The sequence below is a fragment of the Streptosporangium sp. NPDC049248 genome (genome assembly GCF_040678965.1).
Lineage (GTDB): Bacteria > Actinomycetota > Actinomycetes > Streptosporangiales > Streptosporangiaceae > Streptosporangium > Streptosporangium fukuiense.
In genome coordinates, this window is record NZ_JBFAQY010000015.1 from 66037 (window position 1) to 90305 (window position 24269).

A 24269-nucleotide genomic window follows, 5' to 3' on the forward strand; every position below is an offset into this window, starting at 1 on the left:
TCTTGACGATCCCACCATCCCGATCCATATTAAGTCCATAAAGTGGATTAAATCGGAGGAACGTAGATGAGCGCCTACACCCCCAAGCCCGAAGATCGCTTCACCTTCGGGCTCTGGACCGTCGGCTGGCAGGCCCGCGACCCCTTCGGTGACGCGTCGCGGGCCCCGCTGGACCCGGTGGAGAGCGTTCACCGGCTCGCGGAGCTCGGCGCGTACGGCGTCACCTTCCACGACGACGACCTGCTCGCCGTCGAGCCCGACCGGGACCGGGCCATCGCGAACTTCAGGAAGGCACTGGCCGAGACCGGGCTCAAGGTCCCGATGGCCACCACCAACCTGTTCACCCACCCGGTTTTCAAGGACGGCGCGTTCACCAGCAACGACCGTGAGGTCCGCCGCTACGCGCTGCGCAAGGTCATCCGCAACATCGACCTGGCCGCCGAGCTCGGTGCGACCACCTACGTCTGCTGGGGCGGGCGCGAGGGCTCCGAGTCCGGGGCCGCCAAGGACATCCGGGCCGCGCTCAGCCGCTACAAGGAGGGCATGGACCTGCTCACCTCGTACGTGATCGAGAAGGGCTACGACCTCAGGTTCGCCATCGAGCCCAAGCCGAACGAGCCGCGCGGCGACATCCTGCTCCCGACCGTCGGCCACGCGCTCGCGTTCATCAACGAACTCGAACACCCCGACCGCGTCGGCCTCAACCCCGAGGTGGGCCACGAGGAGATGGCCGGGCTCAACTTCGCGCACGGCATCGCGCAGGCGCTCTGGCACGGCAAGCTCTTCCACATCGACCTGAACGGCCAGCACGGCCCCCGTTACGACCAGGACCTGATCTTCGGCCACGGCGACGTGAAGAACGCCTTCTTCCTGGTCGACCTGCTGGAGAACGGTGGCTACGAGGGCCCCAGGCACTTCGACTACAAGCCGCTGCGCACCGAGGACGCCGAGGACGTCTGGGTCTCCGCCGCGGCCAACATGCGCACGTACCTGATCCTGAAGGAGAAGGCGAGGGCCTTCCGCGCGGACCCCGAGGTCGTCGAGGCGCTCGCCGCGAGCAAGGTCGCCGAACTCTCCGAGCCCACGCTGGCAGCGGGCGAGACGATCGCGGACCTGAGCCGCGACTCCTTCGACCTCGAAGCGGTGGCCGCGCGCGGCTTCCACTTCACCCGCCTGAACCAGCTCGCCATGGAACACCTCCTCGGGGTCCGCGGATGACGCTCGTGGCCGGTGTCGACTCGTCGACCCAGAGCTGCAAGGTGGTGATCAGGGACGCCCGCACGGGCACCCTGGTCCGCCAGGGCCGCGCGGCCCACCCGGAGGGCACCGAGGTCGATCCCGAGGCCTGGTGGGAGGCGCTGCGGGAGGCTCTCACCCGGGCGGGCGGGCTGGACGGCGTCGAGGCGATGAGCGTCGGCGCGCAGCAGCACGGCATGGTCTGCCTGGACGACTCGGGCGACGTGGTCAGGAAGGCGCTGCTCTGGAACGACACCCGCTCCGCCGGGGCGGCGGCCGACCTGGTCCGGGAGCTGGGCGGCCCCGAGCGCTGGGCCGAGGCGGTCGGCAGCGTGCCGGTGGCGTCGTTCACGGTGACCAAACTCCGCTGGCTGGCCGAGCACGAGCCCGACTCCGCCCGTCGTACGGCGAAAGTATGCCTGCCGCACGACTGGCTCACCTGGCGGCTGGGCGGGGAGTTCGTCACGGACCGGGGTGACGCGTCGGGCACCGGATACTGGTCGCCCGCGACCGGGGAGTACCGGACCGATCTCCTTCGGGCGGCCTTCGGCGCCCTCCCCGAACTCCCCGAGGTGCTGGGGCCTCGCGACGGCGCGGGAGAGGTCAAGGCGTTCGGAGACGGGACGGTGCGGCTCGCGCCGGGGACGGGCGACAACATGGCGGCGGCCCTCGGGGTCGGCGCCCTGCCGGGAGACGTGGTGGTGTCGATCGGGACGTCGGGGACGGCCTTCGCGGTCGCCGGCAGCCCGAGCGCCGACCCGAGCGGCGCCGTGGCCGGGTTCGCGGACGCCACCGGGCGGTTCCTGCCGCTGGTGGCCACGCTCAACGCGGCCAGGGTGCTGGACGCCACCGCGCGGCTGCTCGGGGTCGGCCTCGACGAGCTCGACCGGCTGGCCCTGGCGGCGCCCGCGGGGGCCGGCGGCCTCGTCTACGTCCCGTACCTGGAGGGCGAGCGCACCCCGAACCTGCCCTCGGCCACGGGGTCGCTGCACGGGCTGACGCTGGGTACCTCCACCCCGGCCCACCTGGCCAGGGCGGCGGTGGAGGGGTTGCTCTGCCACCTCGCCGACGCCTTCGACGCCCTCGGGCTCGACCCGGCCAGGGTGCTGCTCATCGGAGGCGGCGCCAGGTCCGAGGCCGTACGACGGATCGCCCCCGCGGTCTTCGGGAGGCCCGTGGTCGTTCCCGAGCCGGGGGAGTACGTCGCGGACGGGGCGGCCAGGCAGGCCGCCTGGCTGCTCGGCGGCGACGAGCCTCCGGCCTGGGAGGCGGGCGGGTCCGAGCGCTACGAGGCCGACCCCGCGCCCGGGATCAGGGATCGCTACGCCGAGGTCCGTGGCCTCCGCTGAGACGGGCCGGGGCGTGAGGGGGCGCCCCGGCTTGGCCGTCTCAGGGACGGCTCAGGGTTGGATCAGGGGTGCCGCCGGATGCCCGAAACCTCCTCCCGCGAGCAGACTTGATCCATGCTCGCCTCGAAAAGGCTCTACCCCCTGATCGCGTGCGCCGGGATCGCGGCGGCCGCGGTGGCGGCCCTGGCCGTCGCGGTGGGGCGGCCCGACCCGGTTCCGTACCCGGACTCGCTCGATCTGACCATCAGCGAGTACGCCGCGCTGGACCGCAGCGGAGCCACCGGGTTCGTCATGGCGTCGCTGGGGATCTCCTCCCTCGCGCTGGTCGCCGGGCTGCGCGCGACCGGGGCGCCGGTGGGTGTCCTGGCCGAGCGGCTGATGCGGGTGTGGGGTGCCGGGCTCGTCCTTCTCGCGGTGCTGCCACCGGTCCTGCCCGGCACGGGCACCGACCTGATCGGCCAGACGTACCGCTACCTGTCGATCGCCGTGTTCGTGGCGATGCCGGTGGCGGGCGGCCTGCTGGTGGCGCGGTTCGACGAGGACGAGCGGTGGCGGCCGGTGGCCAGGACCGTGGAGTGGCTGGCGCTGGCCGGAGGTTTCGGCCTGTTGGCGATCACCTACGTGGCGCTCCCCGGGCACGGGGTGCTCGCGGGTCTCGCCGAGTGGATCCTGCTCGGCACCGAGGCCGCGCTGGTCGGCGTGCTGGCCGCCCGGCTCGCGCGGCTGGCCTGGACACGAAGCGCAACTCAGGCATCACACGCCGCTCTAGGCTGACTTCTCACTTCTCATGACTATTTCATGACATGTCACAAATAGGCTACAAATAGCAGGAGTCGCCAGTGCTATTCTCGTCGGCGATCTAGAGATCGTCCGGGGGCTCCCCCTGGCGTTCCGTGAGCGAGCCGTTGAGGTGACATGGCATCGAGCAAGTCCATCCGGTTCAAGGTCTCGGTGCTGCTGGCCATTCCTCTCACCTCGCTGGTGGCGGTATGGGGCTTCGCCTCGGTCGTCACGGTCGGCGACTCGATGAGCCTGCGCTCCATCGGCACGCTGTACGAATCCGTCGGCAAACCCTCGAACGACCTGAACAACGCGATCCAACGCGAGCACATCCTGTCCGCCGAGTACCTGGCCACCCGCTCCAACGCCGACCACAAGACCCTCGCGGGACAGCGCGCGGTCACCGACCAGGCCCGCACCCGCCTCCGCCAGGAGATGGGCCGGGACGAGGTGCAGGCGGTGATGTCCGACGAGACGAGGACCCGCCACGCCGAGCTGATCAGGCAGGTGGAGGGGCTCGACGCGATCCGAGCCAGGGTCGACGCGGGGCGGATCGACTCGGTGGGGCTCTCCGAGGAGTTCGCCCGGCTGCCGGACGCGCTGAACCGGCTCTTCAACACCCTGAGTCCCACCAACGACCTCCCGCTCTACCGCGAGTTGCGCGCCGTCACGATGGTCGACCAGAGCATGAACCTGTTCAGCCGCGAGCGGGCACTCGCCACGGGCCCGCTGGCGCTGCGGAGCCCGATGACGGAGCACGAGGCGCGAGTGTTCGCCCGGATCGCCGCCAACCGGGCATTCCTCATGGAACAGGCGATCTCCGAGCTGGGGCCCTCGCTGCGCGCCCCCTTCACGGAGCTGATCGCCTCCTCGACGTACGCCAGGTTCGTCGCCCTGGAGTCGCGCCTGCTGGCCGGCAGCGGTGTCTCGGCCACCGAGTGGCGTGCCGCGGGCGACGCGCTGGACGCCCTCTACCAGCGGTCGACGACGGAGGTCGGCCCCACGCTCGTCAAGCGGGCCGAGCCGGTGACCATGGGCGTCTACATCCGCGCCGGTGTCGTCGGCGTCCTCGGCCTCGTCGCGGTCGTCGCGTCGCTGCTCGTCTCGTACCGGATCGGCAGCGGGATCGCCAGGGAACTCGCCGGCGTGCGGCGGGCCGCCACCGACCTCGCGGAGGTGCGGCTTCCACGGGTGATGGAGAAGCTGCGCCGCGGCGAGAAGGTGGACGTGACGGCCGAGGCGCCCGAGCTGGAACCGCTGGGCAGCACCGCCGAGATCCACGATGTCGCCGCCGCCTTCGACAGCGTCCGGCGCCGCGCCGTGGACGCCGCCGTGGAGCAGGCCAGGCTGCGCGAGGGCGCCGCCCACTCCTTCCGCAACCTCGCCCGCCGGAGCCAGTCGCTGCTGCAGCGCCAGCTCAAGCTGCTCGACGGCATGCAGAAGCGGGCGGAGAACCCCGAGTCGCTGGAGAACCTCTTCAGGCTCGACCACCTCACCACCCGCATGCGCCGCCACGCCGAGGGCCTGGTGATCCTGTCCGGCGGGGCGGCGGGCCGCAAGTGGCGCTCGTCGGTGCCGATGGAGGACGTACTGCGCGGGGCCGCAGCCCAGGTCGAGGACTACGCCCGGGTGCGGATCCTCCCGACGGGCGGCACCACCCTGGTGGGCAACGCCGTCGCGGACATGATGCACCTGTTCGCCGAGCTCCTGGAGAACGCCACGGTCTTCTCCCCGCCCGGCAGCCAGGTCTCGGTCCGCGGCGAGCTCGTGGGCCGTGGCTTCGCCGTCGAGATCGAGGACAGGGGGCTCGGGCTGACCGCGGAGAAGCGTGCCGCGATCAACGAGCGCCTGGCCAGTCCGCCGGAGTTCGACCCGGCCGACACCGATCGGCTGGGCTTCGCCGTGGTCGGGTTGCTGGCCGCCAGGTACCGGGTCGAGGTCGCGCTGCACTCCTCGCCGTACGGCGGGACCGGGGTGGTCGTCCTGATCCCCGAGGAACTGCTCGGGGAGCCGGAGCCCGTCGAGCAGCCGTCGGAGCCGCCGGTGCTCACCGTCATCAGCGTGCGGCCCGAGCCCGAGGGGCAGCCGGAACGGGCCGGGTCCGGTGAACCCGCGGTACCGATTTCCACGGACCTGTGGCGGCCGCTGCGGCGCGGCGGCGGGTTGCCACGTCGGGTACGGCAGGCGAACATGCCGTCGATGCGGGCCAGGGAGCCACGTTCGCCCAACGCCGAGATCGAGGAGCGGTCACCGGAGGAGACGAGGGCGCTGATGAGCGCCCTGCAGTCCGGCTGGCAGCGCGGCCGGGCCGACGACGAGGACGGCGGTGCCGAGCGTTGAGCCGGGGCCGTGAGAGCGGGAGCGCGAACGGAGACGGGTCCATGAGACCGGCTTCGTCGCGCCGGTGGGGGGTAAAGATCAACAGGATCATCAGAGGGGAAGGGGTTTAACCACGTGCCGGGTGAGCTTTATTGGCTTCTGGATGACTTCGTCACGAGTGTGGCGGACGTTTCGCACGCACTGATCCTGTCCAACGACGGGTTGATGATGGCCTCGTCCAGAGGGTTGACCAAGGAGGACGCCGACCATCTGTCGGCGGTGGCGTCCGGCTTCCAGAGCCTTGCGAAGGGCACCAGCCTGCAGTTCGGCGGCGGAGCCGTACGCCAGACGATGGTGGAGATGGACTCCGCGTTCCTCTTCGTCACCTCCGCCGGTCAGGGGAGCTGTCTGTCGGTCATGACCACCGGCGCCGCCGACGTGGGCCTGATCGCCTACGAGATGGCCCGCCTGGTCACCAGGGTCGGACAGCACCTGGCCACCGGACCCCGGATGGCCGGCCAATGAGCGACGACATCGAGTGGGTGGACGAGGAGGCCGGTCCCGTCGTTCGCCCCTACGCGGTGACCGGGGGGCGCACCAGGGCGTCCTGCTCCTCGTTCGACCTGCTCTCGATGGCGGTGGCGACAGGGGCACCGGTCTCCCCGGGAGCGTCTCTGGGCTCCGAACACCGGCGGCTGCTCAACCTGGTCAGGCGGGCACGCCCGATCGTGGAGATCGCGTCGGACGCCGAGCTGCCGGTCGGCGTGATCAAAGTCCTCCTGGGCGACCTGCTCGACCAGGGCCTGATCCTGGTGAGATCGCCGCTTCCCGCCGCCTCCGTGCCGCCGGAGAGTCTGCTGAGGGAGTTGATCAGCGGCCTGCGGGCACTGTGATCTCCTGGCGGGGCGCCTGGGCTCTCGGTGGCGAGGGCCGGGGAACCCCCCGGCCCGCCTCTCAGCTCTGGCTGGCCGTCAGCACCTTCAGCGAGTGCTCCACGAGGGTCACGAGCACCGTCTTCGCCGAGACACGGCGCCGCACGTCGCAGAGGAGCACCGGCACGTCCACGTCGAGGTCCAGGGCGACGCGCACGTCCTCCGCCTCGTGCCGGTCGGCGCCGTCGAAACAGTTGACGGCCACGATGAACGGCGTGCCGCGCTGCTCGAAGTAGTCGATCGAGGGGAAGCAGTCGGTCAGCCGCCGGGTGTCGGCCAGCACCACGGCGCCCAGCGCGCCGTAGGACAGCTCGTCCCACATGAACCAGAACCGCTCCTGGCCCGGGGTGCCGAACAGGTAGACGACCAGACCCTCCCTGATCGTGATGCGGCCGAAGTCCATCGCGACGGTGGTGGTGGTCTTGCCCTCCACGCCGTCGACGTCGTCGATGCCGATACCGCGGTCGGAGAGCACCTCCTCGGTGCGGAGCGGCCGGATCTCACTGATGGCGCCCACGAGTGTGGTCTTTCCCACCCCGAAGCCACCCGCGATGAGAATCTTGAGGGCGACGGGTTCGTCAGAGGGCCCGAAGTCCATTGATCACTTCCTTGAGAATGCGCTCGCTCGCGGAGGCGCGCCCGATCGAGATGAGCTTGTGGTCCTGCAGGTCGCCGAGAAGGACCTTGACCACGCCGAGTGGCAGGTTGAGGTCCGAGGCGACGTCGGCGACCGAGGTCGGGGTGGTGACCATGGCGAGAATGCGTTCCTGTTCCGGCCCGGGGACGAATCCCCCGGACGGAACGGCGCGGGTCGAGGTGACCATCGCGACCAGGTCCAGAGTGTCACCGGAGGAGCGGGTGCGACCCCTGATGAGCGCGTAGGGCCGGACGACCGGTCCGGCCTCCTCGTCCATCCAGTGTGTCATCCGGACCTCCGGCACCGGGTTCGGGGATCCGACGGTTCATGGACGGCGCCACCACCCGCTCCCCCGCTCATGAGAGACCCTGGCGCGGACTGGTGGAGATATGCTGGCCCACCCGCTTGACCAGCATCGCCATCTCGTACGCGATGTGACCCACATCGGCGTCGGAGCTGCTCAGCACGGCCAGGCAGGTGCCCTGTCCGGCGGCGGTGACGAACAGGAACGCCGACTCCATCTCCACGATGGTCTGGCGCACCTCACCGCCGCCGAAATGGCGTCCCGCGCCGCGTGCCAGGCTCTGGAATCCGGCTGCGACCGCGGACAGATGTTCGGCGTCCTCGCGGTTGAGCCCCTTCGAGAAGCCGACGGCCAGCCCGTCGGTGGAAAGGATCACCGCCTGGCGCACCGCGCCCACCCTGGTGGTCAGGTCGTCGAGGAGCCAGTTCAGCTCGCCGGTGTTGGTCAATTTTCCGGTCATTTGTCCCCCTTGTCGCCTGTCGTGTGGTGTGCGAAGTCGTCGTCCTGCTCCTCGCGTCCGCGCCGCGCACCCGCCTGGAAGGCGGAGAACAACGCGCGGACCTCGTCGGGCGAACGCTCCTCGCACGGTTCCGCCCTTGGCTCCGGCTGGGCGGGCTCCGCCGCCTCGGACTCCTGACGGAGCTGAGGCGCCAAGTTCGCCTGCCGGATCCGGCGGGGCAGGCCGCCCGGCCCCTTGGGGGGCTGGGTGGCCGTCTTACGTGTCGGAGCGTCATTGCCGAGCTCGGACTCGTGAGGTGTCCGGAGGGTCTCACCGGTCCCCTGTGGCGTCTCCTCGGGCGACGCGGCGAAGGGGGCGTGGGCCCAGCCGGTCTCCTGGTCCGCGGTCCCGCCCGGATGTCCCACCTGCCCGGCGGACCGGGCATGGGCCGGCGGGTCGGTCACCACGCTGAGTGCGGGCGCGGCGGTGAACTGGGCAGGAGAGGCCGGCCTCATCCTGCGGGGCAGGCCGTTGCCGTTGGCGGAGGGGGCGAACGCGTCGTGCGAGGAGGAGTCGAACGGCTCTCCCGAATGCTCGGCGGCGAGTTCGGTGGCGGAGGACGTCTGCTCCACGGTGAGGGCGAGCGGCGCGCCCTGCTGGGCGATCACCGTACGGGGGATGAGCACGATGGCCGTGGTGCCGCCGAACGGTGAGCCGCGCAGGATGACCTGGATGCCGTGCCGGGAGGCGAGCTGGCCCACCACGAACAGGCCCAGCCGGTCGCTGTCGGCCAGGTCGAACTCCGGTGGGTTGGCCAGCCGCTCGTTGATGGCCGCGTACTCCATGGGGCTCAGGCCCAGGCCGCGGTCCTCGACCTCGACGGCGAACCCGTTGGCCACCACGTCGCCGCGCACGGTCACCATGGTCTGCGGCGGGGAGTAGATCGTGGCGTTCTCGATCAGCTCGGCCACCAGGTGGGTGATGTCGGCGACCGCGGCCCCGTCGAGCGAGATGTCGGCCACCGGCATCACGTTGACCCGGGTGTAGTCCTCGACCTCGGCGATCGCGGCTCGCAGCACGTCGACCACCGGCACCGGCTTGCGCCACGACCGGCCGGGTGCCGCGCCGGACAGGATGATCAGGCCCTCGGCGTGCCGCCGCATACGGGTGGTCAGGTGATCCAGCCGGAACAGGTCCTCAAGGCTGTCGGGGTCAGTCGCCCGGTGCTGCATGCTGTCGAGCAGGGTGAGCTGGCGGTGGAGCAGGCTCTGCTTGCGCCGTGCCAGGTTCACGAAGACCTGGCTGACGCCACGCCTCAGGTTGGCCTGGCCGACGGCGGCCTCGACCGCGGTCCGCTGCACCGAGCCGAAGGCCTGGGCCACGTCGTGCACCTCGGTCGAGCCGCCCGCCTGGATCGGCGGCGCCTCGGCCCGCACGTCGACCTCCTCGCCGCGCCGCAGGCGCTCCACGACGCGGGGGAGCCGCACGTCCGCCAGCTCCAGGGCGGCCGAACGGAGCCCGGCGAGCTCGGCGGCCAGGCGGCGGCCGAAGCGGACCGAGATGATGATCGACGCGACCACCGCGATCAGGCCGACGCCGCCGGCGATCACGATCCGGAGCAGGATGCCGGTGGCCGCCGTCTGGGCTCGCTCCGCCAGCTTCTTGGAGGCGGCGAGGTTGACCTTGTCCAGCCAGGCCGACATCTCGTTCGCGGTCGTCTTCCACCTGGCCGCCTCGGGGGCCAGCCGGTTACCGGTCGACCCGATGACGGCCTTCTCCAGGTCCGTGAACTTCTCGAAGGCCGCGGACTCGAAGGTCTCGCGGTAGGTCCTGCCCAGTTCGGGATCGAGCAGGGCCACACCCTTGGTGTGCAGGAAGTTCCGGGTGGTGACGTACTCGCCGAAGGCCTTGCGCTCCTCCTCCGACAGCCGGTAGTCGATCAGGGCCCCGCTGATCAGCGCGTTCTCCCTGGCGAACATCTCATAGGCGTTGCCCATGCCCTGCATGGCCGTGGCCTGCTGGAAGATCGACAGATCGGGCACCGCGGCCATCTGGTCGTACACCAGGAAGACCGCGTCGAGGATCCGGTTGTAGCTCGACAGCACGGTCAGCCGTGCCTGCTGTCCGCTGTCGACGCCCGACCGGATGTTCGGAAGCCGGTTGAGCTGGCTGAGCAGCGCGTCCAGTGAGCTACGCAGTTCCGGGCTGCCGGAACTCTCGGAGGCGGTGGCCTTCCTGAACGCCTCGACCGCCCGGTCGGTCCGGGAGCGCTGCTCACCCATCCCGCTCGTGAGGACCCGGGAGCTGATCGCCACCGACGACTGTGTCCGCTCCGCCTGAAGCTGTAGTCCCAGATCAGTGGAGGTGACACCCACCGACTGGTAGATGCTGTTCGCGTTGAGCAGCGTGATCCCGTCACCGACGGTCAGGTTGAGCACGAAGCCCCACAGTGCGCTCAGTGACAACAGCGGCAGGAGCAACAGCAAGAAAATCTTGAACCGAATCGAGCGGTTTCTAGAGCCCATGTCCACTCGTCCCAACCTCTGAGCGTGTGGAGGCTCGTGCCGGTTTAGGGATGGATAGGCCTCCGGAAGATCGCATAGGAGACTAGCACCGAATACGCTTTCTGCGCAGTGGAGGATCGGATGATTAGTGTGATTACCGGGGCTAGTGCCGGAATTGGTGAGGCGGCGGCGGTAGAGCTCGCGAGGCGCGGGCAGCGGGTTGTTCTGGTCGGCCGTAATCCCGGTAAGACAGCTCACGTGGCGGAAAGGGTGGCGGCGGTCTCGGGAACGGTCCCGGATACGTTCACCTGCGATTACACCTCCCTGGACGATGTGCGCAGACTGGCGGCCGAGCTGCTCTCCCGTTACGAGCGGATTGACATTCTCGTCAACAACGCGGGTGTCATGACCACCGAGCGCACGCTCACCCGCGACGGCCACGAGACGATGATCCAGGTCAACCACCTCGCCCCCTTCCTGCTGACGAACCTGCTGCTGGAGCGGATCGGGGAGCGGGTGATCACCACCTCCTCCCGGGCGGGCAAGACCGGGCGCCTCGATCCGTCCGATCTCGACCGCGAGCGGCGGCGCTGGAGCGGCTGGCTCCAGTACGGGGACTCCAAGCAGGCGGGCGCCCTCTTCACGGTGGAACTGGCCCGGCGCCTCGCGGGCACCGGGGTGACCGCGACCTGCTTCCATCCCGGTGTGATCAAGACCGAGTTCGCCCCGGCCACGCTGATGATGTGGATGGTGAAGAACATCCCCGGCATGGGCCAGACCGTCGAGGAGGGCGCGAGCACCATGGTGCACCTCGCCACCCACCCGGACGGCACCGCCCACCCGGGCCGCTACTTCGCCAAAAGCGCCCCGGCGGCCGTCCCCGGCAGAATGGCCGACCCCGCGCTGGCCCGCGCGCTCTGGGACGCCAGCGCCGCCGCCGTCGGGTAGCCGTCGCACGATCCCACCGGGTGGCACCGGTGGGACCGCGCGGGGATTTCCCCGGCGGTCACCGGTTGTTCGCCGGGCGTTGGGCGGGTCTGGCTACGGTCCGGGCTGTGACTGTCGCAACCCCGCTGCGGGCCGCTCTCCCGCCCGCCGCGGGCAGGGACCCGTTCTTCGACAACGCCAAGTTCCTGGCGATCACCCTGGTCGTCTCGGGCCACCTGATCGAGGACCTGCGGGACGTGCCGGTCGCGCACGCGGCCTACTTCTACGTGTACACGTTCCACATGCCGCTGTTCATCGTGCTCAGCGGCTACCTGTCGCGGAACTTCACCTTCTCCTCCGGCAAGGCGCGCAAGCTGATCAGCACGCTCGCCGTCCCGTACGTGATCTTCGAACTGCTCTACTCGCTGCCTCGCCTCATCCTGTACGGCAAGCTCGACATCAGCCTCCTCGACCCGTACTACCTGACCTGGTTCCTGATGTCGCTCTTCCTGTGGCGGCTGTCCACACCGGTCTGGCAGCAGCTGCGGTGGCCGCTGACGGTCGCGGTCGGGCTGTCGCTGCTGTCGGGGACGAGCAGGCTTCCCGACGAGCTGTCGATGAACCGGACCCTCGGCCTGCTCCCGTTCTACGTGCTCGGGCTGATGCTCCGTCCCGAGCACTTCGAGTGGCTCAGGCGGCGGTGGGTACGGGCCGCGGGGGCGATCGTGCTGGTCGGAGGCGGCATCCTGGCGCTCGCCACGCACAGTCTGGTGAAGACCGAGTGGATCCGGTGGCGGCACGCCAACGACGCGATCGGCGTCGACGACCTCACCGGCAGCCTGATCCGCCTCGGCATGCTGGCCGCCGGGGCACTGCTCGTCGCGGCGTTCCTGGCGGTCACCCCGGCCAGGCGCACCTGGTACTCGGGGCTCGGCGCGGCGACGATGTACGCCTACCTGCTGCACGGCCTGGTGGTGAAGGTCGCCGAGCGGTTCTACGGCGACTGGGCCCAGACCCTGCCGGGGGTGACGGCCGTGGCGCTTCTCGGGGTCGGGCTCGCCGCCCTGCTGTGCACGGAGCCGGTGCGGCGCGCCACCCGCTGGGCGGTCGAGCCGAGGATGAGCTGGGCCTTCACCGGGCTGAGAAAGCCCGTCTGATTCCCCGTCGGCACCCCGTCAGCGCTGTAGCTCCGCGACCGCGCGGTAGGCGGCGGTGACGGCCGCGTCGGCGCGGGCGGCGGGCACGGAGTCGGCGTTGGCGATCGCGATCCGGCCGTGCGGCCGGCGGGCGACGGCCGCCGGTGGCCGGCCGTCGGGGTAGAAGTCGAGATCCCACGGGGTGGCGTACTCAGGGGTGTGGCCGTGCCCCCACCGGTTGACCGTGATCGCCTCGATGTCGCGGGCCGCGTCGAAGCCTCCCGGGCCGAGCAACCGGGTGAGCTGGTCGCGGATGCTGTACTCCAGGTGCCCGTACGGCGTCTCGATCAGGGCGTACCGGCCGGCGACCGAGCCGTGCGCGGGTGACACGCCGGGTGTGACGGCCGTACTGACCATGTGCACCGCGATCGGCTCGGAGGGGGTTCTCGGACACCGGTAGCCGCCGATGTCGGCCGGGTCGTCGAGTTCGGCCACGCACCAGCGGGCGCCGGTGAACCTGGCGCGCCTGATCCCGATCTCCTGCCAGGCGCGCCAGTCACGGAGCTGGACCGTCGCGTACAGCAGGGGCACCTTGACCGCCCGGTACAGCGCCGCCCGCTGCGCGAGCGGCAGATCGCCGACCAGGTAGGGGATCATCGAGTTCCAGCAGGCCATGATCACGCTTCCGGCCCGCACGGTCCGCACCCGCTCGCCGTCGAAGTAGCCGACAGTGGCGCCGGTGGCCGCCTCGGGCCGGCCGTCGTTGGCCGCCGAGACCACCGGGCTGGACAGGCGCACCCGGACCCGGTTGCCCGGCCGGTCGAGCGCGCCGTAGTCGAAGCTCGCGGTGGTGATCCCCGCCATGTCGGCGGTCGTGGCGAAGCCGGGGATCATCCGGGCGGCCATCATCCGGACGATCGCCTGGTTGCCCTCGGGGAAGCGGTAGGCGCGCGGCTCGCCCGCGTCCCACTCCTTGATCACGGTCGGGGAGTTGTACCTGGACGGCTTGGAGGCGTCGAGGCCGAGCCCCTGGAATCCGGCGTACCGGTGCTCGTCGGCGCAGGCCCAGGCGTCGATCGCGCCGAAGGCGTCGGAGCCGTAGGCCCACTCGTCACTCGGCATGGTCTGGACGAACTTCAGCACGTCCGGATGGACCCCGCAGACCTCGGCGAGGAAACCCGAGTAGGTGAGCCTGGCCAGCCGCTCCTGTTTCTCCTCGCCGGACAGGCCGGGAAACCAGTCCGGCGGGTCGCCGTACAGCATGAGCAGGTCCTTTCCGGCCTGCTCCGCGACCGGCAGTTCGGCGATCCACCGCGGTGCCCCCTTGCCGGGGGTGAACACGACCAGCCGCTCGGCCGGGAAGGTCTCCCGGTCGCAGAAGACGCTGTCGTGCATCCCCAGGTCCGCGTAGAGCCTCCGCTCCCCGGCGAGCCTCTCGGGGCGGATGTCCAGCTTGGCGAGCAGGTCCTTCCCCTCGGGGGTCCAGGCCGCCGGGTTGATGATCGACCGTGACCCGCCGTACGCGACCAGCGGCCCCCTCCTGGCCCTCGGGCGGAACTCGTTGCGCAGGGCGTGCCCGCCGATGTCGTCGTGGTTGTCCAGGATCAGGATCCGTGCGCCCGGATCGCGTTCCAGCCACCGGTGGGCCGCGCTGAGGCCGCTGATCCCCGCGCCGACCACGACCAGGTCATAGCGCTCGCCGGTGGGTTCCGGCATCCCGGCGTATGCCCAGAACCGCTGGTCACGAAGGGCGTGGGGCACGCTCAGCGCCTCCGCGGTGTCACCGCGCAGCCCGGTGAGGGACGGCGGGTAGGAGGTGTCGGGCGAGAGCTCCAGGTCTTCCGCGCCCTTGGCCGGGGAGGTGTTCCGTCCGCCGATCCCGGGCAGCGAGCACGCCGCCGCGATCCCCGTGGCCGCGATCACCCCGTCGAAGAAGTCCCGGCGGGAGATGGGCCGGTCCATACCGAGTTCCAGGGCCTTACGTGGATTGATCTCATCAGGATCGGTCATGGGGCGATCATCACGATGTGAATGGATCGCCGCGGTCGCCGCGCTGTGTTTTCGGGAAGTTTTTACCCATGCCATTAGCGTGCTGTCACGATATCTCCTGCATGAGAGTCATGTCATGGTCGCCGGGAATTGAAAGGAGGGGCGGGCGACGACGGCACGCCGTGACCTATCCGGTCCGAGGAAAGGACCCCCACCTGGCGCGACCGGGACGTACCACTCCGCATGGTTCCCCGCTGCTCCGTCCCTTTCCGCCGCTGACCTCGGATTACCTGAGCCGGGGGACGGGTGCGAGGGAGGTGAGCCGTATGAGTTTTCAGGATAAGCCGGAACGTTATCGGAAGTCGGCTCGTTATCCCTATAAAGTGAGGCGCGGGGATTAACGTCCGGTCGAGTTCACGTCACGGCATGGTGCGTGGCGGAGCGAGGCGCGCATTCGTTTCTCCCTCTGACGGCTGATCCGGGGAGTAACGCGTGGTCGGTAAAGAGGGCAGGGTCACCGGAAAGATCGGCCCCGGCCTGGTCGGTGAGGTGATGGTGGTGGTCCGGGGCGGTGTCGAGGCGTTCTACGCGCATCCCACGGTTCCCGACGAGGAGTTCACCGTCGGCTCGATCGTCGTGATCGTCGACTTCTTCCCGCCGCGCACCGTCTACGTCTCCCGAGCGCTCGGCTGACAGTTCTCTCATCCCCCACCGCGGAGGCCGCGATGCCTACGGAGTACTTCGTCATCGGGGGCGTCGTCATCGTCGCCCTTTCCGTCATCGTCCTGCTCTTCAAGGCCATCTGGCGGGTGGCCGAGCCCAACGAGGCGCTGATCATCTCCGGGCTCGGCGCCCGGGGCAGGAGCGAGGAGGCCGACAGCCTCGGATTCAAGATCATCACCGGCAAGGGCACCTCCGTGCTCCCCGGATTCCAGACCGCGCGCCGCCTGCGCCTGGACAGCCGGGCCGCCAACCTCCAGGTGTCCTGCGTCACCCAGCAGGGCATCCCGGTGGTGGTACGCGGCGTCGTGATCTACAAGGTCGGCGACGACCTGCACTCGATCGCCAACTCCGCCCGCCGCTTCCTGGACCAGCAGGACTCGATGAACGGCGCCATCCACGAACTGTTCACCGGCCACCTGCGATCGATCATCGGCAACCTGACGGTCGAGGACCTCATCCTCAACCGGGAGCGGCTGACCGGCGAGACCCGCGCCTCGGCCGCCGACGAGATGATCAAACTTGGCCTGATCGTCGACTCCCTGCAGATCCAGGAGATCGAGGACGAGACGGGCTACATCACCAACCTCGGGAAGCCGCACGCCGCCAGGATCGCCGCCTCGGCGCGCATCGCCGAGGCCCAGCGTGACCAGGAGGCCACCGAGGCCGAGCAGGTCGCCGCCGCCAACAAGGCCGCGGCCTGGCGCGACTCCCAGATCAAGCAGGCCGCCTACCAGGCCGAGATCGACGAGGCGCTGGCCAGGTCCCGCCAGGCGGGGCCGCTCTCCGAGGCGTCCGCCCGCCAGGAGGTCGTCGTCCAGGAGACCCGTGCCGCCGAGCTTGAGGCGGCGCTGGCCGAGCAGCGACTGCAGGCCCAGGTCCGCAAGCCCGCCGACGCCAGGGCGTACGAGACGGTGACGGCCTCCCAGGCCGAACGCGACGCCCGCATCGCCCAGGCCGAGGCCGAGGCCCGCGAGACCGAGCTCCGCGCCGCCGCGCAGGCGTCGCAGGTCAAGCAGGCCGCCGCGGCCGAGGCGGAGTCCGTGCGGCTGCGCGGCCTCGCCGCCGCCGACGCGACCAAGGCCACCGGCCTGGCCGCCGCGGAGGCTTCCAGGGCGCAGGGACTCGCGGAGGCCGAGGCGGCCAAGGCGAAGGGCCTGGCCGAGGCCGACGCGATCCGGGCCCGTTCCGAGGCCCTCGCCGACAACCAGGAGGCGGTCATCGCCCAGCAGCTCGCCGAGAACTGGCCGCAGATCGTCGAGGCGGGGGCGAAGTCCTTCGGCAACGTCGACCACATGGTCGTTCTCAACGGCGCCCAGGGTGTCGAGGAGATGCTCGCCAAGGCGCTCACCCTCGGCGGCACCGGCCTCGGACTCGTCCGCTCCCTGCTGAGCGGCGCCACCCCCGGCGCTTCCGCCGTCCCCGCCGTCCCCGCCGTTCCCGCCGGCGACACGGCCGGCGAAACACCGGGAAGGTCCGCCGACCGGGTCTCCTGACACCGGGGTTCTCCGGGCGACGATCGCGGGTTGGAACCCGTATACGACCACTTCACAACAGGATCGTGACCGACGGCCAGTAATTCGGGTCACTCCGTTATGTGTTGTTCGTCTTTCCCAGGGCATACGCCTGGCAGCTGAGCAGACAGGAGCGTGGAACATGACAGTCACCGGCATCATCACCGCCATCGTCATCGGCGCCATCATCGGTGCCCTGGGTCGGCTCGTCGTGCCCGGCAAGCAGGCCATCCCGATCTGGCTGACCATCGTCATCGGTATCGTCGCAGCCCTCATCGGCACCGCGATCGCCGGAGCGCTCGGAGTCGCCACCACGTCGGGCATCGACTGGATCGAACTCATCATCCAGATCGCCCTGGCGGCGGTCGGCGTCATCCTGGCGGTGAGCCTGTACGGCAGGCGAGGCGTTCGGTAACCAAGTCCACCCGTGCCCGGGGCCGGGTTCCCGGAAAAGCCGGGAACCCGGAGACCAGCGCCCCGGCACCCACGACATCCCCGGCCCGGAATCCTCCGGGCCGGGGATGTCTCGTGTTCGGTATCACGGTCCTCGGCGTTGTAGATCTCCTGCAGAGCCTTCTTCGCCCCTGGCCGGGCGGGCTTCGGCAGGGAGTCGATCACATTGCGGGTCTTGTGAACCCGGCACCCCTGGTGACGAGCGTCGGGGAACACCCCTCTCGGTGCGCCGAGGTCGGAGGCTCGGCCGTTGACGGGAGGGCCGTGGCGATGCAGTCGAGGACGCGTTGGAGCCCGTGCCGGAACTGGTCGTCGCGGCTCAGGTGCAGTCGGCGCGCCTCCATCACGATCTTGCTGAAGATCGGATAGTCCCCGCTCTCCAGCAGCTGGTGGACCCGCGGGGAGCTCCGCACCATCCACTCCGACTCGCTGAGCCCGCTGCGGCGGACCTCCTCGGCCCAGCTGATCTCCTCGCGGACGGCGCCCTCGACATAGCCGTTCAGCATGGCCATGAGGCCGAGGTTCTCGTCGATGGAGACGTGCGGGTCGAGGGCACCCATCACCCGTTCGATCAGGCGCAGCTGGTTGGGGCCGAAGCTGGGGAGTGACCGCTGCACGGTGGCGATCCACGGGTGCCGCAGCCACATCGCCCGCAGCCCGTCGGCGTAGCGGGTCAGATCCGCGCGCCAGTCGCCGGAGGGCATGCCCTCGACGTCGACCTCGCCCTGCAGCCGGTCGGCGATGAGCTCGACGAGGTCGTCGCGGCTCGGGACGTACCGGTAGAGGGACATCGCGCCGGCGCCGATCTCGGCGGCGATGCGGCGCATGGTGGCGGCCTCCAGGCCCTCGGCGTCGGCGATCCGGACGGCCGCCTCGGTGATCTGCGCGCGGCTGTAGGCCGGCTTCGGCCCGCGGGCGGGGCGCTCGGGCCGCATCCAGATGTTCACGTACTCGGCGTCGGTCACCGTTCCACCCCCTACTTGCGTACATAGTACCCAGTGGCTTAGCCTGGCCGCCATACCGCGTACAACGTACCCAGTTGGAGGGGATCATGTCTGATCCGATCGTGGTCGCCGAGGGGCTGTACAAGTCCTTCGGCGACACCCATGCGCTGCGGGGTCTGGACCTGAGCGTTCCGAGAGGAACGGTCTGCGGCGTGCTGGGGCCCAACGGCGCGGGAAAGACGACCGCGGTGCGCATCCTGGCGACCTTGTCCGATCCCGATGCCGGGCACGCCCGCATCGCCGGATACGACGTCGTCCGCGAGGCCGCCAAGGTGCGCGCCAGGATCGGGCTCGCGGGCCAGTACGCCGCCGTGGACGAGAAACTCACCGGCCGTGGCAACCTGCGCATGTTCGGGCGCCTCTCCCACCTGTCCCGGCGCGAGGCGCACCGGCGGGCCGATGAGCTGCTGGAACGCTTCGGCCTGACGGACGCCGCCGACCGGCCGGTTCTCGGCTACTCCGGCGGCATGCGGCGCCGACTCGACCTGATCACCTGCCTCATCCTGCGCCCCCAGGTGCTCTTCCTGGACGAGCCCACCACCGGCCTGGACCCGCGCAGCCGCGGCGAGATCTGGGACAGCATCCGCGAGCTGGTGGCCGACGGCACCACCGTGCTGCTCACCACGCAGTACCTGGACGAGGCCGACCAGCTGGCCGACGACATCGCCGTCGTCGACCACGGGCAGGTGATCGCCACTGGCACGCCCGATGAGCTGAAGGCCACGATCGGCGACCGCCTCGACGTCACCCTCGAAGACCCCGCCGCGGTGCCTGCGGCGATGACCGTGCTGAACACCCTCACCGGCACCGATCCCACGACGACGGGCGCCGACCGGCTCAGCGTCGCCCTGCCCGGCGGCCGCCTCAGGCTCGCCGACATCGTGCGCGAGCTCGACCGCGCCGAGGTCGCCGCCGCCGACGTGAGCCTGCGCCGCCCCACCCTCGACGAGGTGTTCCTGCGCCTCACCGACCGCAAGGAGACCGTGCGATGACCGTCCTCACCTCACCACTGGGCCGCCTGCGCTGGACGCTCACCGACGGGCTGACCCTGGTCGGCCGCGAGCTGAGCCGGCTGCGGCAAGAGCCCGGGCAGGTCGTCGCCGCGCTGGTCTTCCCGGTCATCATGGTGGTGCTGTTCGGGTACGTCTTCGGCAGCGCGATCCAGGTGCCGGACGGCGGCGACTACCGCGAGTACCTCATGCCCGGCCTGTTCGCGATGGTGACCTTCTCCGCGTGGTTGGGGGTCATGGGGCGGATGGCCACCGACGCCTCTCGCGGCGTGATGGACCGCTTCCGCTCCATGCCGATGGCGCGCTTGGCGGTGCCGTTCGGGCAGACCGGCGCCGACCTGCTGATCGGCCTGCTGATGCTGGCCGCCATGGTGGCCACAGGCCTGCTGGTGGGCTGGCAGCCGCACCGCGGCCTGATCCCCACCGCCGGGGCGTTCCTGCTGATGACGCTGCTGCGGTACGCGCTGAGCTGGGTGGGCGTCTACCTGGGCCTGGCGGTGAAGGACGAGCAGGTCGCCGACGCGATGGTGCCGCTGGGCCTGCCGATCACGATGCTGTCCAACGCGTTCGTCCCGACCGACGGCATGCCCGCCTGGTTGCGGTTCATCGCCGACTGGAACCCGGTGAGCGCGCTCACCGCCGCCGCACGGGAGCTGTTCGGCAACCCGGGCGCCCCGTCCGGAGACGTGGCCTGGCCACTCGCGCATCCGGTGACCGCCGTCCTGCTCTGGTCGGCCGCGCTGCTGGTGATCTTCGTCCCGCTGTCGCTCCGCGCCTACACGCGCACAGGACGCTGACCCCCAGGCACCCGCGACCGCCTTGTTCTCCTCCAACGGTTCTCCGTCTCCGGTGCGCCGTCAGAAGACCGTTGCCGTGCATCGCATGCGGCCAGGACCCGACGGGTCACATCACGAACAGGTCGCTCGTATGCCGCGGGTCGGCCGGCGGGATCATCAAGAGTCGTGGCCTGGTGAGGCCGGTGGAATTCTCTGACCCCACCAACCCCAACGCTCCTCGTAGAAGACACTCAGTAGGAGCCTGGTGCCCTCGCTGAGGGCGGGAAGGTCACCCAGCCAGTCGGGCAGAGCGGTCAGCGGGTTATCGCTCACACTGAGCTCGGTGAGAGCGGTGAGGTTGCCCAGCGACTCGGGCAGAGCGGTCAATCGGTTACCGCTCATACTGAGCTCGGTGAGGGCGGTGAGGTTGCCCAGCGACTCGGGCAGAGCGGTCAACCGGTTAGCTCCTAGGCAGAGTTCGGTGAGGGCGGCGAGGTTGCCCACTGACTCCGGCAGAGCGGTCAGCCGGTTACCGGTCAGATCGAGCACGGTGAGCTCGGTGAGGTTCCCCAACGACTCCGGCAGAACGGTCAACTGGTTGTTGCCCAAGTAGAGCCACCAGAGCTCGGTGAGGTTCCCCAACGACTCTGGCAAAGCGGTCAACTGGTTGTTGTCCAGGCAAAGCTCGCTGAGCTTGGCGAAGTTCCCCGCTGACTCCGGCAAAGCGGTCAGCCGGTTACCCTCCAGGTGGAAATAGTCGAGCTCGGTGAGGTTTCCCAACGACTCCGGCAGAACGGTCAACTGGTTGTCGCTCAGATAGAGCCATCCGAGCTCGGTGAGGTTCCCCAACGACTCCGGCAAAGCGGTCAACCGGTTGTTGTCCAGGCAGAGTGCGGTGAGGGCGGTGAGATTCCCCAGCCAATCGGGCAGAACGGTCAGCCGATTATCGCGCAGGTAGAGATTGGTCAGATGGGTGAGATCGCCGAGCGATTCCGGCACCGTGTCCAGGTCGAGCCCGGACAGGTCCAGTGTGGTCGATCCCTCTCGCCGGCACCTGTCGATCCGCTCGTCAGCGGTCATCGGGTCGTTCCCGGTCTCCGTCAAGGTCTCTCTCCTCGTCGTCGCTCGGATGCCCGGTCGCCTCGGGCGCGAGGGTCGAGGATGAGGCTATGGATCGGCGCTGGGAACCTGCTTGGAGGGCGCTGAGGGCCGGCTGGTGGATGGGACATCGATGTCGGCGAACGCCAAGCGAACAGCCTCGACCGCACGCATGAGACCAGAGGCGAAAACGGCGGCGAGGCCCTCATGGGGCACCTGTGTCCCTCACCTCTCAGGAACCTTCCCTGACCTGCCACGCGCTCAGGGACGTGTGTCGAAGTCTCCGGTCTTGACGCGACCGAGGAAGGCGGTCCAGCCACCTGGTGAGAAGGCGAGCGTGGCGCCGCCAGGATCCTTCGAATCGCGGACGGCGACCAGGCCCGAAACGAAGGCGACCTCGACACAGTTGTCCGTCGTCCCCTGACTGCGCGAACTCTTCCGCCACCCCAGACGGGCTAGATCCCTCTCTGGCTGGTTCTCCGCCATCCAGCATCTCTTTTCCCTTAGCCCGGGCGCTGTCCTCCAGGTTTGCTGCCTACTGCGCGATGAGCAATCTCAAAGCGTCAGAAGCTAGGAGCAGCGTCTCCCGCTTGACTACCGCAGTTTGTCGAACTTGCCGTTCTTGACACCGTTGAGGAAGGTTCGCCACTCGTCAGGCGAGAAGACCAACGCCGGCCCCAAGGGGGCCTTACTGTCTCGGACGGCCGCGATACCGGGGAGGTTGGTGGCGACCTCGACACAGTCGGCACCACCATTGCCGCTGAGGCTGCTCTTGTGCCAGACGGCGTGAAAAAGGTCGGGTAGGTCTCGCGGCTCACGCTCTTCTACGGTCACGAAGTCATCTCCTCTATGACCACGCTCATCAGCGCGACGGACTCGTTCGGCGGCAGGGCAGCTGCGCGAATGTGGTCAAAAATGAGTCTATACCTGCGGACTTCCTCTGGCTTTTCCAGATATATGGAACCTGTCAGGTACTCGACGTAAGCAACATGAGTTTCGGAAGGCTGAGGGAACTCCAAGAGGTGAAAGGGGCCGAGCATGCCAGGGTGGGCGCCTCTGGCGAAGGGCAGCACCTGAAGAGTGACCCCTGCGAGTCGCCGCGCGTCACGGAGGCTGAGAAGTTGCTCACGCATTGTCGCCGGCCCGCCGATGGCGTGCCGTAGAGCCGCTTCGCTCATCACCGCCCACAGTTCCGGTGGGTTCGACCGGGTAAGGAGTTTCTGCCTTACCAGGCGCAGGGCGACAAGCCTGTCGATTTCCTCCTCGGACATCCCGGGATGGTCGGCTTCGATGACGGCACGTGCGTATGCCTCAGTTTGGAGAAGGCCAGGGATCAACTGAGGTTGGTAGGTCTGAATTGACGCGGCCTCGGCTTCGAGACCGATGAAAACTTCAAACCATGGCGGTACTGCGTCTCCGTGGGCGTGCCACCACCCTCGTTTGCTCGCTTCGCGTGCGAGATCAAGCACAGCTTGGGTCTCGTCATCGGCTGATTTGTACAGATCGAGGAGTTGAACGAGAACTTTCTGACGGATGGTGACCCTGCCGGTCTCAAAGCGGCTGATCGTCGAATCAGAGCGACCAATATGCTCGCCCGCTTGGATAGCGGACACATTCGCACGCTCACGGAGCCGACGGAGTTCCATACCGAGTTGGCGTCGCCGAACAGTAGGGCTCTGGCCTTCGGTCACGTGTCCACCTTCATGAGATTTACGCCGGGTTGGCCTACTTTGCGGATCGAGCTTTCCATGAAGTTCTTCTTCGTGCATATGCATTTGGGGTTGCATATGGGACTGCATGGCTGCATGCTCTGAGCATACGGTCAATGACAGTGCGTAAGCGTCAACGTCTCTGAAAGTGCGAGCGGGCCAGTTCAACAGACAAGGGGAAGGACGGGCTGTGAAGCCACGTGATCCGCAAGAGCAGTTGATTCACCTGGTGCGGCTGGGGTGGGACCTACGGGGCCTTGGAGTGGGCACCTTACTGGTGCTCCCCCAGGTGGGGCAGCCGATCCTGGAGGTCATGTCCGGGGGCGAGACACGGGTCCGGATCACCGTCATCCGCCGGGCCTGTGGCTGGATGTTCGTCTGGCGGCCCTGGTGGGCCAGGATGTGGCGGCCCGGCGAAGGGGTCTGGGCCGGGGCCGACAACGCCGCCGACGTCATCGTCTCGGCGGCGATCGCATGAACGTGAACGCCTACGAACAGGCCACCTGCCGCTACGAACGCAGGCGAGCGAGCACGGGACGCTGGGCCGTACTGCACCCGCTGGGCCACGCCGAGTTCGCGGGCCTGGCCTGCTCGGTCACGACGGTCCGAGCCTGGGCACGGGACCTGCTGACCGGCAGAGTCGACGCCTCCGCCCTCGACGACGTGGTGCTGCTGCTCAGCGAGGTCGTGACGAACTCCGTCGTCCACTCCGACTCCGGATGGACAACAGGCGGATCGATCACGGTCTGCCTGGGCCTGGGCGGCGGCATGATCCACGCCGAGGTCATCGACGACGGCTCGGCCACCAGCCTCCCCTTCGTCCGCGCGACCGACTTCGACAGCGACGGCGGGCGCGGCCTGCTCCTGGTCGAGGCCATGGCCACCGCCTGGGGCACCCACCACGACCCCGAAGCGGGCACCGCCGTCTGGTTCCACCTCCCGACCAACGAAACCAACAGAACCGACCGAGCCAACGGAGCCAACGGACCCGGCTCCCTCTCCAATTGACCCACCTGACCGGAAACGCCTCCCCGAGGCGTACCCCTCCCTCCGGTCACCGTGGCCGCAGCAAGCCGACCGGCGACGACAGTCACGACGGGCCTGACGAAATACGGCGAGCCCCCTGCGCTCCTTCCCGCACCGCCGCTTCAGCTACGGCGACGGACCCGGAACGACCCCCGTACGGATCGCTTCAGCGTCCAAGAGTTCAATGGGCGGCCCGCAAGGAAGCGACTACGGCCCGCAGACCGTACGGCGAGACAGCGGGTGCGCGGAGGTGGGTGGGTGCTCCGGGCGGCTTATAAGAATCCGTAACCACCGCGCCCGCCAGGCCGGAGGCCTGAAACACCAGACGGCAACCAACGACGGCCGCCCGGAGCACCCACCCACCGGAGCGCGAACACACACCCGCCAGAGAACAAGCCCCCGCCAGA

General features: G+C 69.3%; 24 protein-coding genes and 2 pseudogenes. 15 read left to right on the top strand and 11 right to left on the bottom strand.

Going from position 1 to position 24269, the window contains the following annotated elements; translation table 11 throughout:
* Positions 1 to 66: 66 nt before the first annotated feature.
* The 6 genes from xylA (at position 67) to AB0K21_RS25555 (ending at position 6577) form a co-directional block, all read left to right on the top strand.
* On the top strand, positions 67 to 1218 hold the full coding sequence (xylA, locus tag AB0K21_RS25530) for a xylose isomerase (RefSeq protein WP_343961549.1): 1152 nt from the start codon (positions 67 to 69) through the stop codon (positions 1216 to 1218).
* Positions 1215 to 2585 carry a xylulokinase gene (gene xylB / locus AB0K21_RS25535; protein ID WP_364153801.1) on the top strand — a complete coding sequence of 457 codons (1371 nt, stop codon included), beginning with the start codon at positions 1215 to 1217 and terminating at the stop codon, positions 2583 to 2585. Before xylA ends, xylB begins: the two co-directional genes overlap by 4 nt.
* A gap of 114 nt (positions 2586 to 2699) precedes the next feature.
* The gene (locus AB0K21_RS25540; protein ID WP_343961553.1) at positions 2700 to 3359 is read left to right on the top strand and encodes a DUF998 domain-containing protein; all 660 of its coding nucleotides are present in this window, start codon (positions 2700 to 2702) and stop codon (positions 3357 to 3359) included.
* Positions 3360 to 3500: 141 nt separating this feature from the next.
* Positions 3501 to 5705 (top strand): nitrate- and nitrite sensing domain-containing protein, encoded by a 2205-nt coding sequence (locus AB0K21_RS25545; protein ID WP_364153805.1) that lies wholly within the window; start codon positions 3501 to 3503, stop codon positions 5703 to 5705.
* A gap of 114 nt (positions 5706 to 5819) precedes the next feature.
* Positions 5820 to 6209 carry a roadblock/LC7 domain-containing protein gene (locus AB0K21_RS25550; RefSeq protein ID WP_343961557.1) on the top strand — a complete coding sequence of 130 codons (390 nt, stop codon included), beginning with the start codon at positions 5820 to 5822 and terminating at the stop codon, positions 6207 to 6209.
* Entirely contained in the window at positions 6206 to 6577 is a 372-nt protein-coding gene (locus tag AB0K21_RS25555) for a DUF742 domain-containing protein (protein WP_364153809.1), read from the top strand. The genes AB0K21_RS25550 and AB0K21_RS25555 overlap by 4 nt, the downstream gene beginning before the upstream one ends.
* A 61-nt stretch (positions 6578 to 6638) precedes the next feature.
* Here AB0K21_RS25555 and AB0K21_RS25560 read toward each other — a convergent pair whose 3' ends face one another.
* From AB0K21_RS25560 to AB0K21_RS25575, 4 genes are all read right to left on the bottom strand, one after another.
* Entirely contained in the window at positions 6639 to 7214 is a 576-nt protein-coding gene (locus AB0K21_RS25560; RefSeq protein WP_343961561.1) for an ATP/GTP-binding protein, read from the bottom strand.
* On the bottom strand, positions 7195 to 7542 hold the full coding sequence (locus AB0K21_RS25565; protein WP_030916054.1) for a DUF742 domain-containing protein: 348 nt from the start codon (positions 7540 to 7542) through the stop codon (positions 7195 to 7197). The genes AB0K21_RS25560 and AB0K21_RS25565 overlap by 20 nt, the downstream gene beginning before the upstream one ends.
* A gap of 67 nt (positions 7543 to 7609) precedes the next feature.
* A complete protein-coding gene (locus AB0K21_RS25570) occupies positions 7610 to 8017 on the bottom strand; it encodes a roadblock/LC7 domain-containing protein (RefSeq protein ID WP_030916058.1) in 408 nt (135 codons plus the stop codon).
* On the bottom strand, positions 8014 to 10476 hold the full coding sequence (locus AB0K21_RS25575) for a nitrate- and nitrite sensing domain-containing protein (RefSeq protein WP_364153814.1): 2463 nt from the start codon (positions 10474 to 10476) through the stop codon (positions 8014 to 8016). Before AB0K21_RS25575 ends, AB0K21_RS25570 begins: the two co-directional genes overlap by 4 nt.
* 165 nt (positions 10477 to 10641) lie before the next feature.
* On the opposite strand from AB0K21_RS25575, the gene AB0K21_RS25580 reads away from it, so the two are divergent.
* Entirely contained in the window at positions 10642 to 11448 is an 807-nt protein-coding gene (locus AB0K21_RS25580; RefSeq protein ID WP_343961568.1) for an SDR family NAD(P)-dependent oxidoreductase, read from the top strand.
* 107 nt (positions 11449 to 11555) lie between these two features.
* Positions 11556 to 12584 carry an acyltransferase family protein gene (locus tag AB0K21_RS25585; protein WP_364153817.1) on the top strand — a complete coding sequence of 343 codons (1029 nt, stop codon included), beginning with the start codon at positions 11556 to 11558 and terminating at the stop codon, positions 12582 to 12584.
* An 18-nt stretch (positions 12585 to 12602) separates the two neighbouring features.
* On the opposite strand, the gene AB0K21_RS25590 is transcribed toward AB0K21_RS25585, so the two are convergent.
* Complete coding sequence (locus AB0K21_RS25590) at positions 12603 to 14573, bottom strand: FAD/NAD(P)-binding protein (RefSeq protein WP_364153820.1); 1971 nt, start codon at positions 14571 to 14573, stop codon at positions 12603 to 12605.
* Between the two features lie 471 nt (positions 14574 to 15044).
* Here AB0K21_RS25590 and AB0K21_RS25595 point away from each other — a divergent pair, with 471 nt between their 5' ends.
* From AB0K21_RS25595 to AB0K21_RS25605, 3 genes are all read left to right on the top strand, one after another.
* On the top strand, positions 15045 to 15245 hold the full coding sequence (locus tag AB0K21_RS25595; RefSeq protein WP_343961574.1) for a hypothetical protein: 201 nt from the start codon (positions 15045 to 15047) through the stop codon (positions 15243 to 15245).
* Positions 15246 to 15277: 32 nt separating this feature from the next.
* Positions 15278 to 16768, top strand: coding sequence for an SPFH domain-containing protein (locus AB0K21_RS25600; RefSeq protein WP_364153823.1), 1491 nt, complete (start codon positions 15278 to 15280; stop codon positions 16766 to 16768).
* A 160-nt stretch (positions 16769 to 16928) separates the two neighbouring features.
* On the top strand, positions 16929 to 17201 hold the full coding sequence (locus tag AB0K21_RS25605) for a GlsB/YeaQ/YmgE family stress response membrane protein (RefSeq protein WP_343961578.1): 273 nt from the start codon (positions 16929 to 16931) through the stop codon (positions 17199 to 17201).
* Between the two features lie 131 nt (positions 17202 to 17332).
* Here AB0K21_RS25605 and AB0K21_RS25610 read toward each other — a convergent pair.
* Together AB0K21_RS25610 and AB0K21_RS25615 are read right to left on the bottom strand one after the other, a co-directional pair.
* Positions 17333 to 17467, bottom strand: a pseudogene (locus AB0K21_RS25610) (transposase); the annotation flags it as partial.
* 47 nt (positions 17468 to 17514) lie between these two features.
* Positions 17515 to 18258 (bottom strand): annotated as a pseudogene (locus tag AB0K21_RS25615) (TetR/AcrR family transcriptional regulator); the annotation flags it as partial.
* Positions 18259 to 18290: 32 nt separating this feature from the next.
* Here AB0K21_RS25615 and AB0K21_RS25620 point away from each other — a divergent pair.
* A complete protein-coding gene (locus AB0K21_RS25620) occupies positions 18291 to 19235 on the top strand; it encodes an ATP-binding cassette domain-containing protein (protein WP_343961582.1) in 945 nt (314 codons plus the stop codon).
* Positions 19232 to 20050, top strand: a complete 819-nt coding sequence (locus AB0K21_RS25625; protein WP_343961584.1) for an ABC transporter permease — start codon at positions 19232 to 19234, stop codon at positions 20048 to 20050. The genes AB0K21_RS25620 and AB0K21_RS25625 overlap by 4 nt, the downstream gene beginning before the upstream one ends.
* A 156-nt stretch (positions 20051 to 20206) precedes the next feature.
* Here AB0K21_RS25625 and AB0K21_RS25630 read toward each other — a convergent pair whose 3' ends face one another.
* From AB0K21_RS25630 to AB0K21_RS25645, 4 genes are all read right to left on the bottom strand, one after another.
* The gene (locus AB0K21_RS25630; RefSeq protein WP_364153828.1) at positions 20207 to 21133 is read right to left on the bottom strand and encodes a leucine-rich repeat domain-containing protein; all 927 of its coding nucleotides are present in this window, start codon (positions 21131 to 21133) and stop codon (positions 20207 to 20209) included.
* A gap of 255 nt (positions 21134 to 21388) precedes the next feature.
* A complete protein-coding gene (locus AB0K21_RS25635; protein ID WP_343961588.1) occupies positions 21389 to 21613 on the bottom strand; it encodes a DUF397 domain-containing protein in 225 nt (74 codons plus the stop codon).
* Positions 21614 to 21721: 108 nt separating this feature from the next.
* Positions 21722 to 21961, bottom strand: coding sequence for a DUF397 domain-containing protein (locus tag AB0K21_RS25640; protein ID WP_343961590.1), 240 nt, complete (start codon positions 21959 to 21961; stop codon positions 21722 to 21724).
* Complete coding sequence (locus AB0K21_RS25645) at positions 21958 to 22902, bottom strand: helix-turn-helix transcriptional regulator (RefSeq protein WP_343961594.1); 945 nt, start codon at positions 22900 to 22902, stop codon at positions 21958 to 21960. Before AB0K21_RS25645 ends, AB0K21_RS25640 begins: the two co-directional genes overlap by 4 nt.
* 124 nt (positions 22903 to 23026) lie before the next feature.
* On the opposite strand from AB0K21_RS25645, the gene AB0K21_RS25650 reads away from it, so the two are divergent.
* The gene (locus tag AB0K21_RS25650; protein WP_364153833.1) at positions 23027 to 23314 is read left to right on the top strand and encodes a hypothetical protein; all 288 of its coding nucleotides are present in this window, start codon (positions 23027 to 23029) and stop codon (positions 23312 to 23314) included.
* On the top strand, positions 23311 to 23844 hold the full coding sequence (locus AB0K21_RS25655; protein ID WP_364153836.1) for an ATP-binding protein: 534 nt from the start codon (positions 23311 to 23313) through the stop codon (positions 23842 to 23844). The genes AB0K21_RS25650 and AB0K21_RS25655 overlap by 4 nt, the downstream gene beginning before the upstream one ends.
* Positions 23845 to 24269 lie beyond the last annotated feature (425 nt).

Excerpts from the sequence above, each read along its gene's own strand:
- AB0K21_RS25555 (WP_364153809.1), top strand. The coding sequence starts at position 6,206 with ATGAGCGACGACATCGAGTGGGTGGACGAGGAGGCCGGTCCCGTCGTT.
- AB0K21_RS25635 (WP_343961588.1), bottom strand. The coding sequence starts at position 21,613 with ATGGCGGAGAACCAGCCAGAGAGGGATCTAGCCCGTCTGGGGTGGCGG.
- AB0K21_RS25605 (WP_343961578.1), top strand. The coding sequence starts at position 16,929 with ATGACAGTCACCGGCATCATCACCGCCATCGTCATCGGCGCCATCATC.
- AB0K21_RS25565 (WP_030916054.1), bottom strand. The coding sequence starts at position 7,542 with ATGACACACTGGATGGACGAGGAGGCCGGACCGGTCGTCCGGCCCTAC.
- xylB (WP_364153801.1), top strand. The coding sequence starts at position 1,215 with ATGACGCTCGTGGCCGGTGTCGACTCGTCGACCCAGAGCTGCAAGGTG.
- AB0K21_RS25545 (WP_364153805.1), top strand. The coding sequence starts at position 3,501 with ATGGCATCGAGCAAGTCCATCCGGTTCAAGGTCTCGGTGCTGCTGGCC.
- AB0K21_RS25645 (WP_343961594.1), bottom strand. The coding sequence starts at position 22,902 with ATGCATATGCACGAAGAAGAACTTCATGGAAAGCTCGATCCGCAAAGT.
- AB0K21_RS25590 (WP_364153820.1), bottom strand. The coding sequence starts at position 14,573 with ATGACCGATCCTGATGAGATCAATCCACGTAAGGCCCTGGAACTCGGT.
- AB0K21_RS25620 (WP_343961582.1), top strand. The coding sequence starts at position 18,291 with ATGTCTGATCCGATCGTGGTCGCCGAGGGGCTGTACAAGTCCTTCGGC.
- AB0K21_RS25570 (WP_030916058.1), bottom strand. The coding sequence starts at position 8,017 with ATGACCGGAAAATTGACCAACACCGGCGAGCTGAACTGGCTCCTCGAC.
- AB0K21_RS25625 (WP_343961584.1), top strand. The coding sequence starts at position 19,232 with ATGACCGTCCTCACCTCACCACTGGGCCGCCTGCGCTGGACGCTCACC.
- xylA (WP_343961549.1), top strand. The coding sequence starts at position 67 with ATGAGCGCCTACACCCCCAAGCCCGAAGATCGCTTCACCTTCGGGCTC.
- AB0K21_RS25655 (WP_364153836.1), top strand. The coding sequence starts at position 23,311 with ATGAACGTGAACGCCTACGAACAGGCCACCTGCCGCTACGAACGCAGG.
- AB0K21_RS25580 (WP_343961568.1), top strand. The coding sequence starts at position 10,642 with ATGATTAGTGTGATTACCGGGGCTAGTGCCGGAATTGGTGAGGCGGCG.
- AB0K21_RS25560 (WP_343961561.1), bottom strand. The coding sequence starts at position 7,214 with ATGGACTTCGGGCCCTCTGACGAACCCGTCGCCCTCAAGATTCTCATC.
- AB0K21_RS25600 (WP_364153823.1), top strand. The coding sequence starts at position 15,278 with ATGCCTACGGAGTACTTCGTCATCGGGGGCGTCGTCATCGTCGCCCTT.
- AB0K21_RS25540 (WP_343961553.1), top strand. The coding sequence starts at position 2,700 with ATGCTCGCCTCGAAAAGGCTCTACCCCCTGATCGCGTGCGCCGGGATC.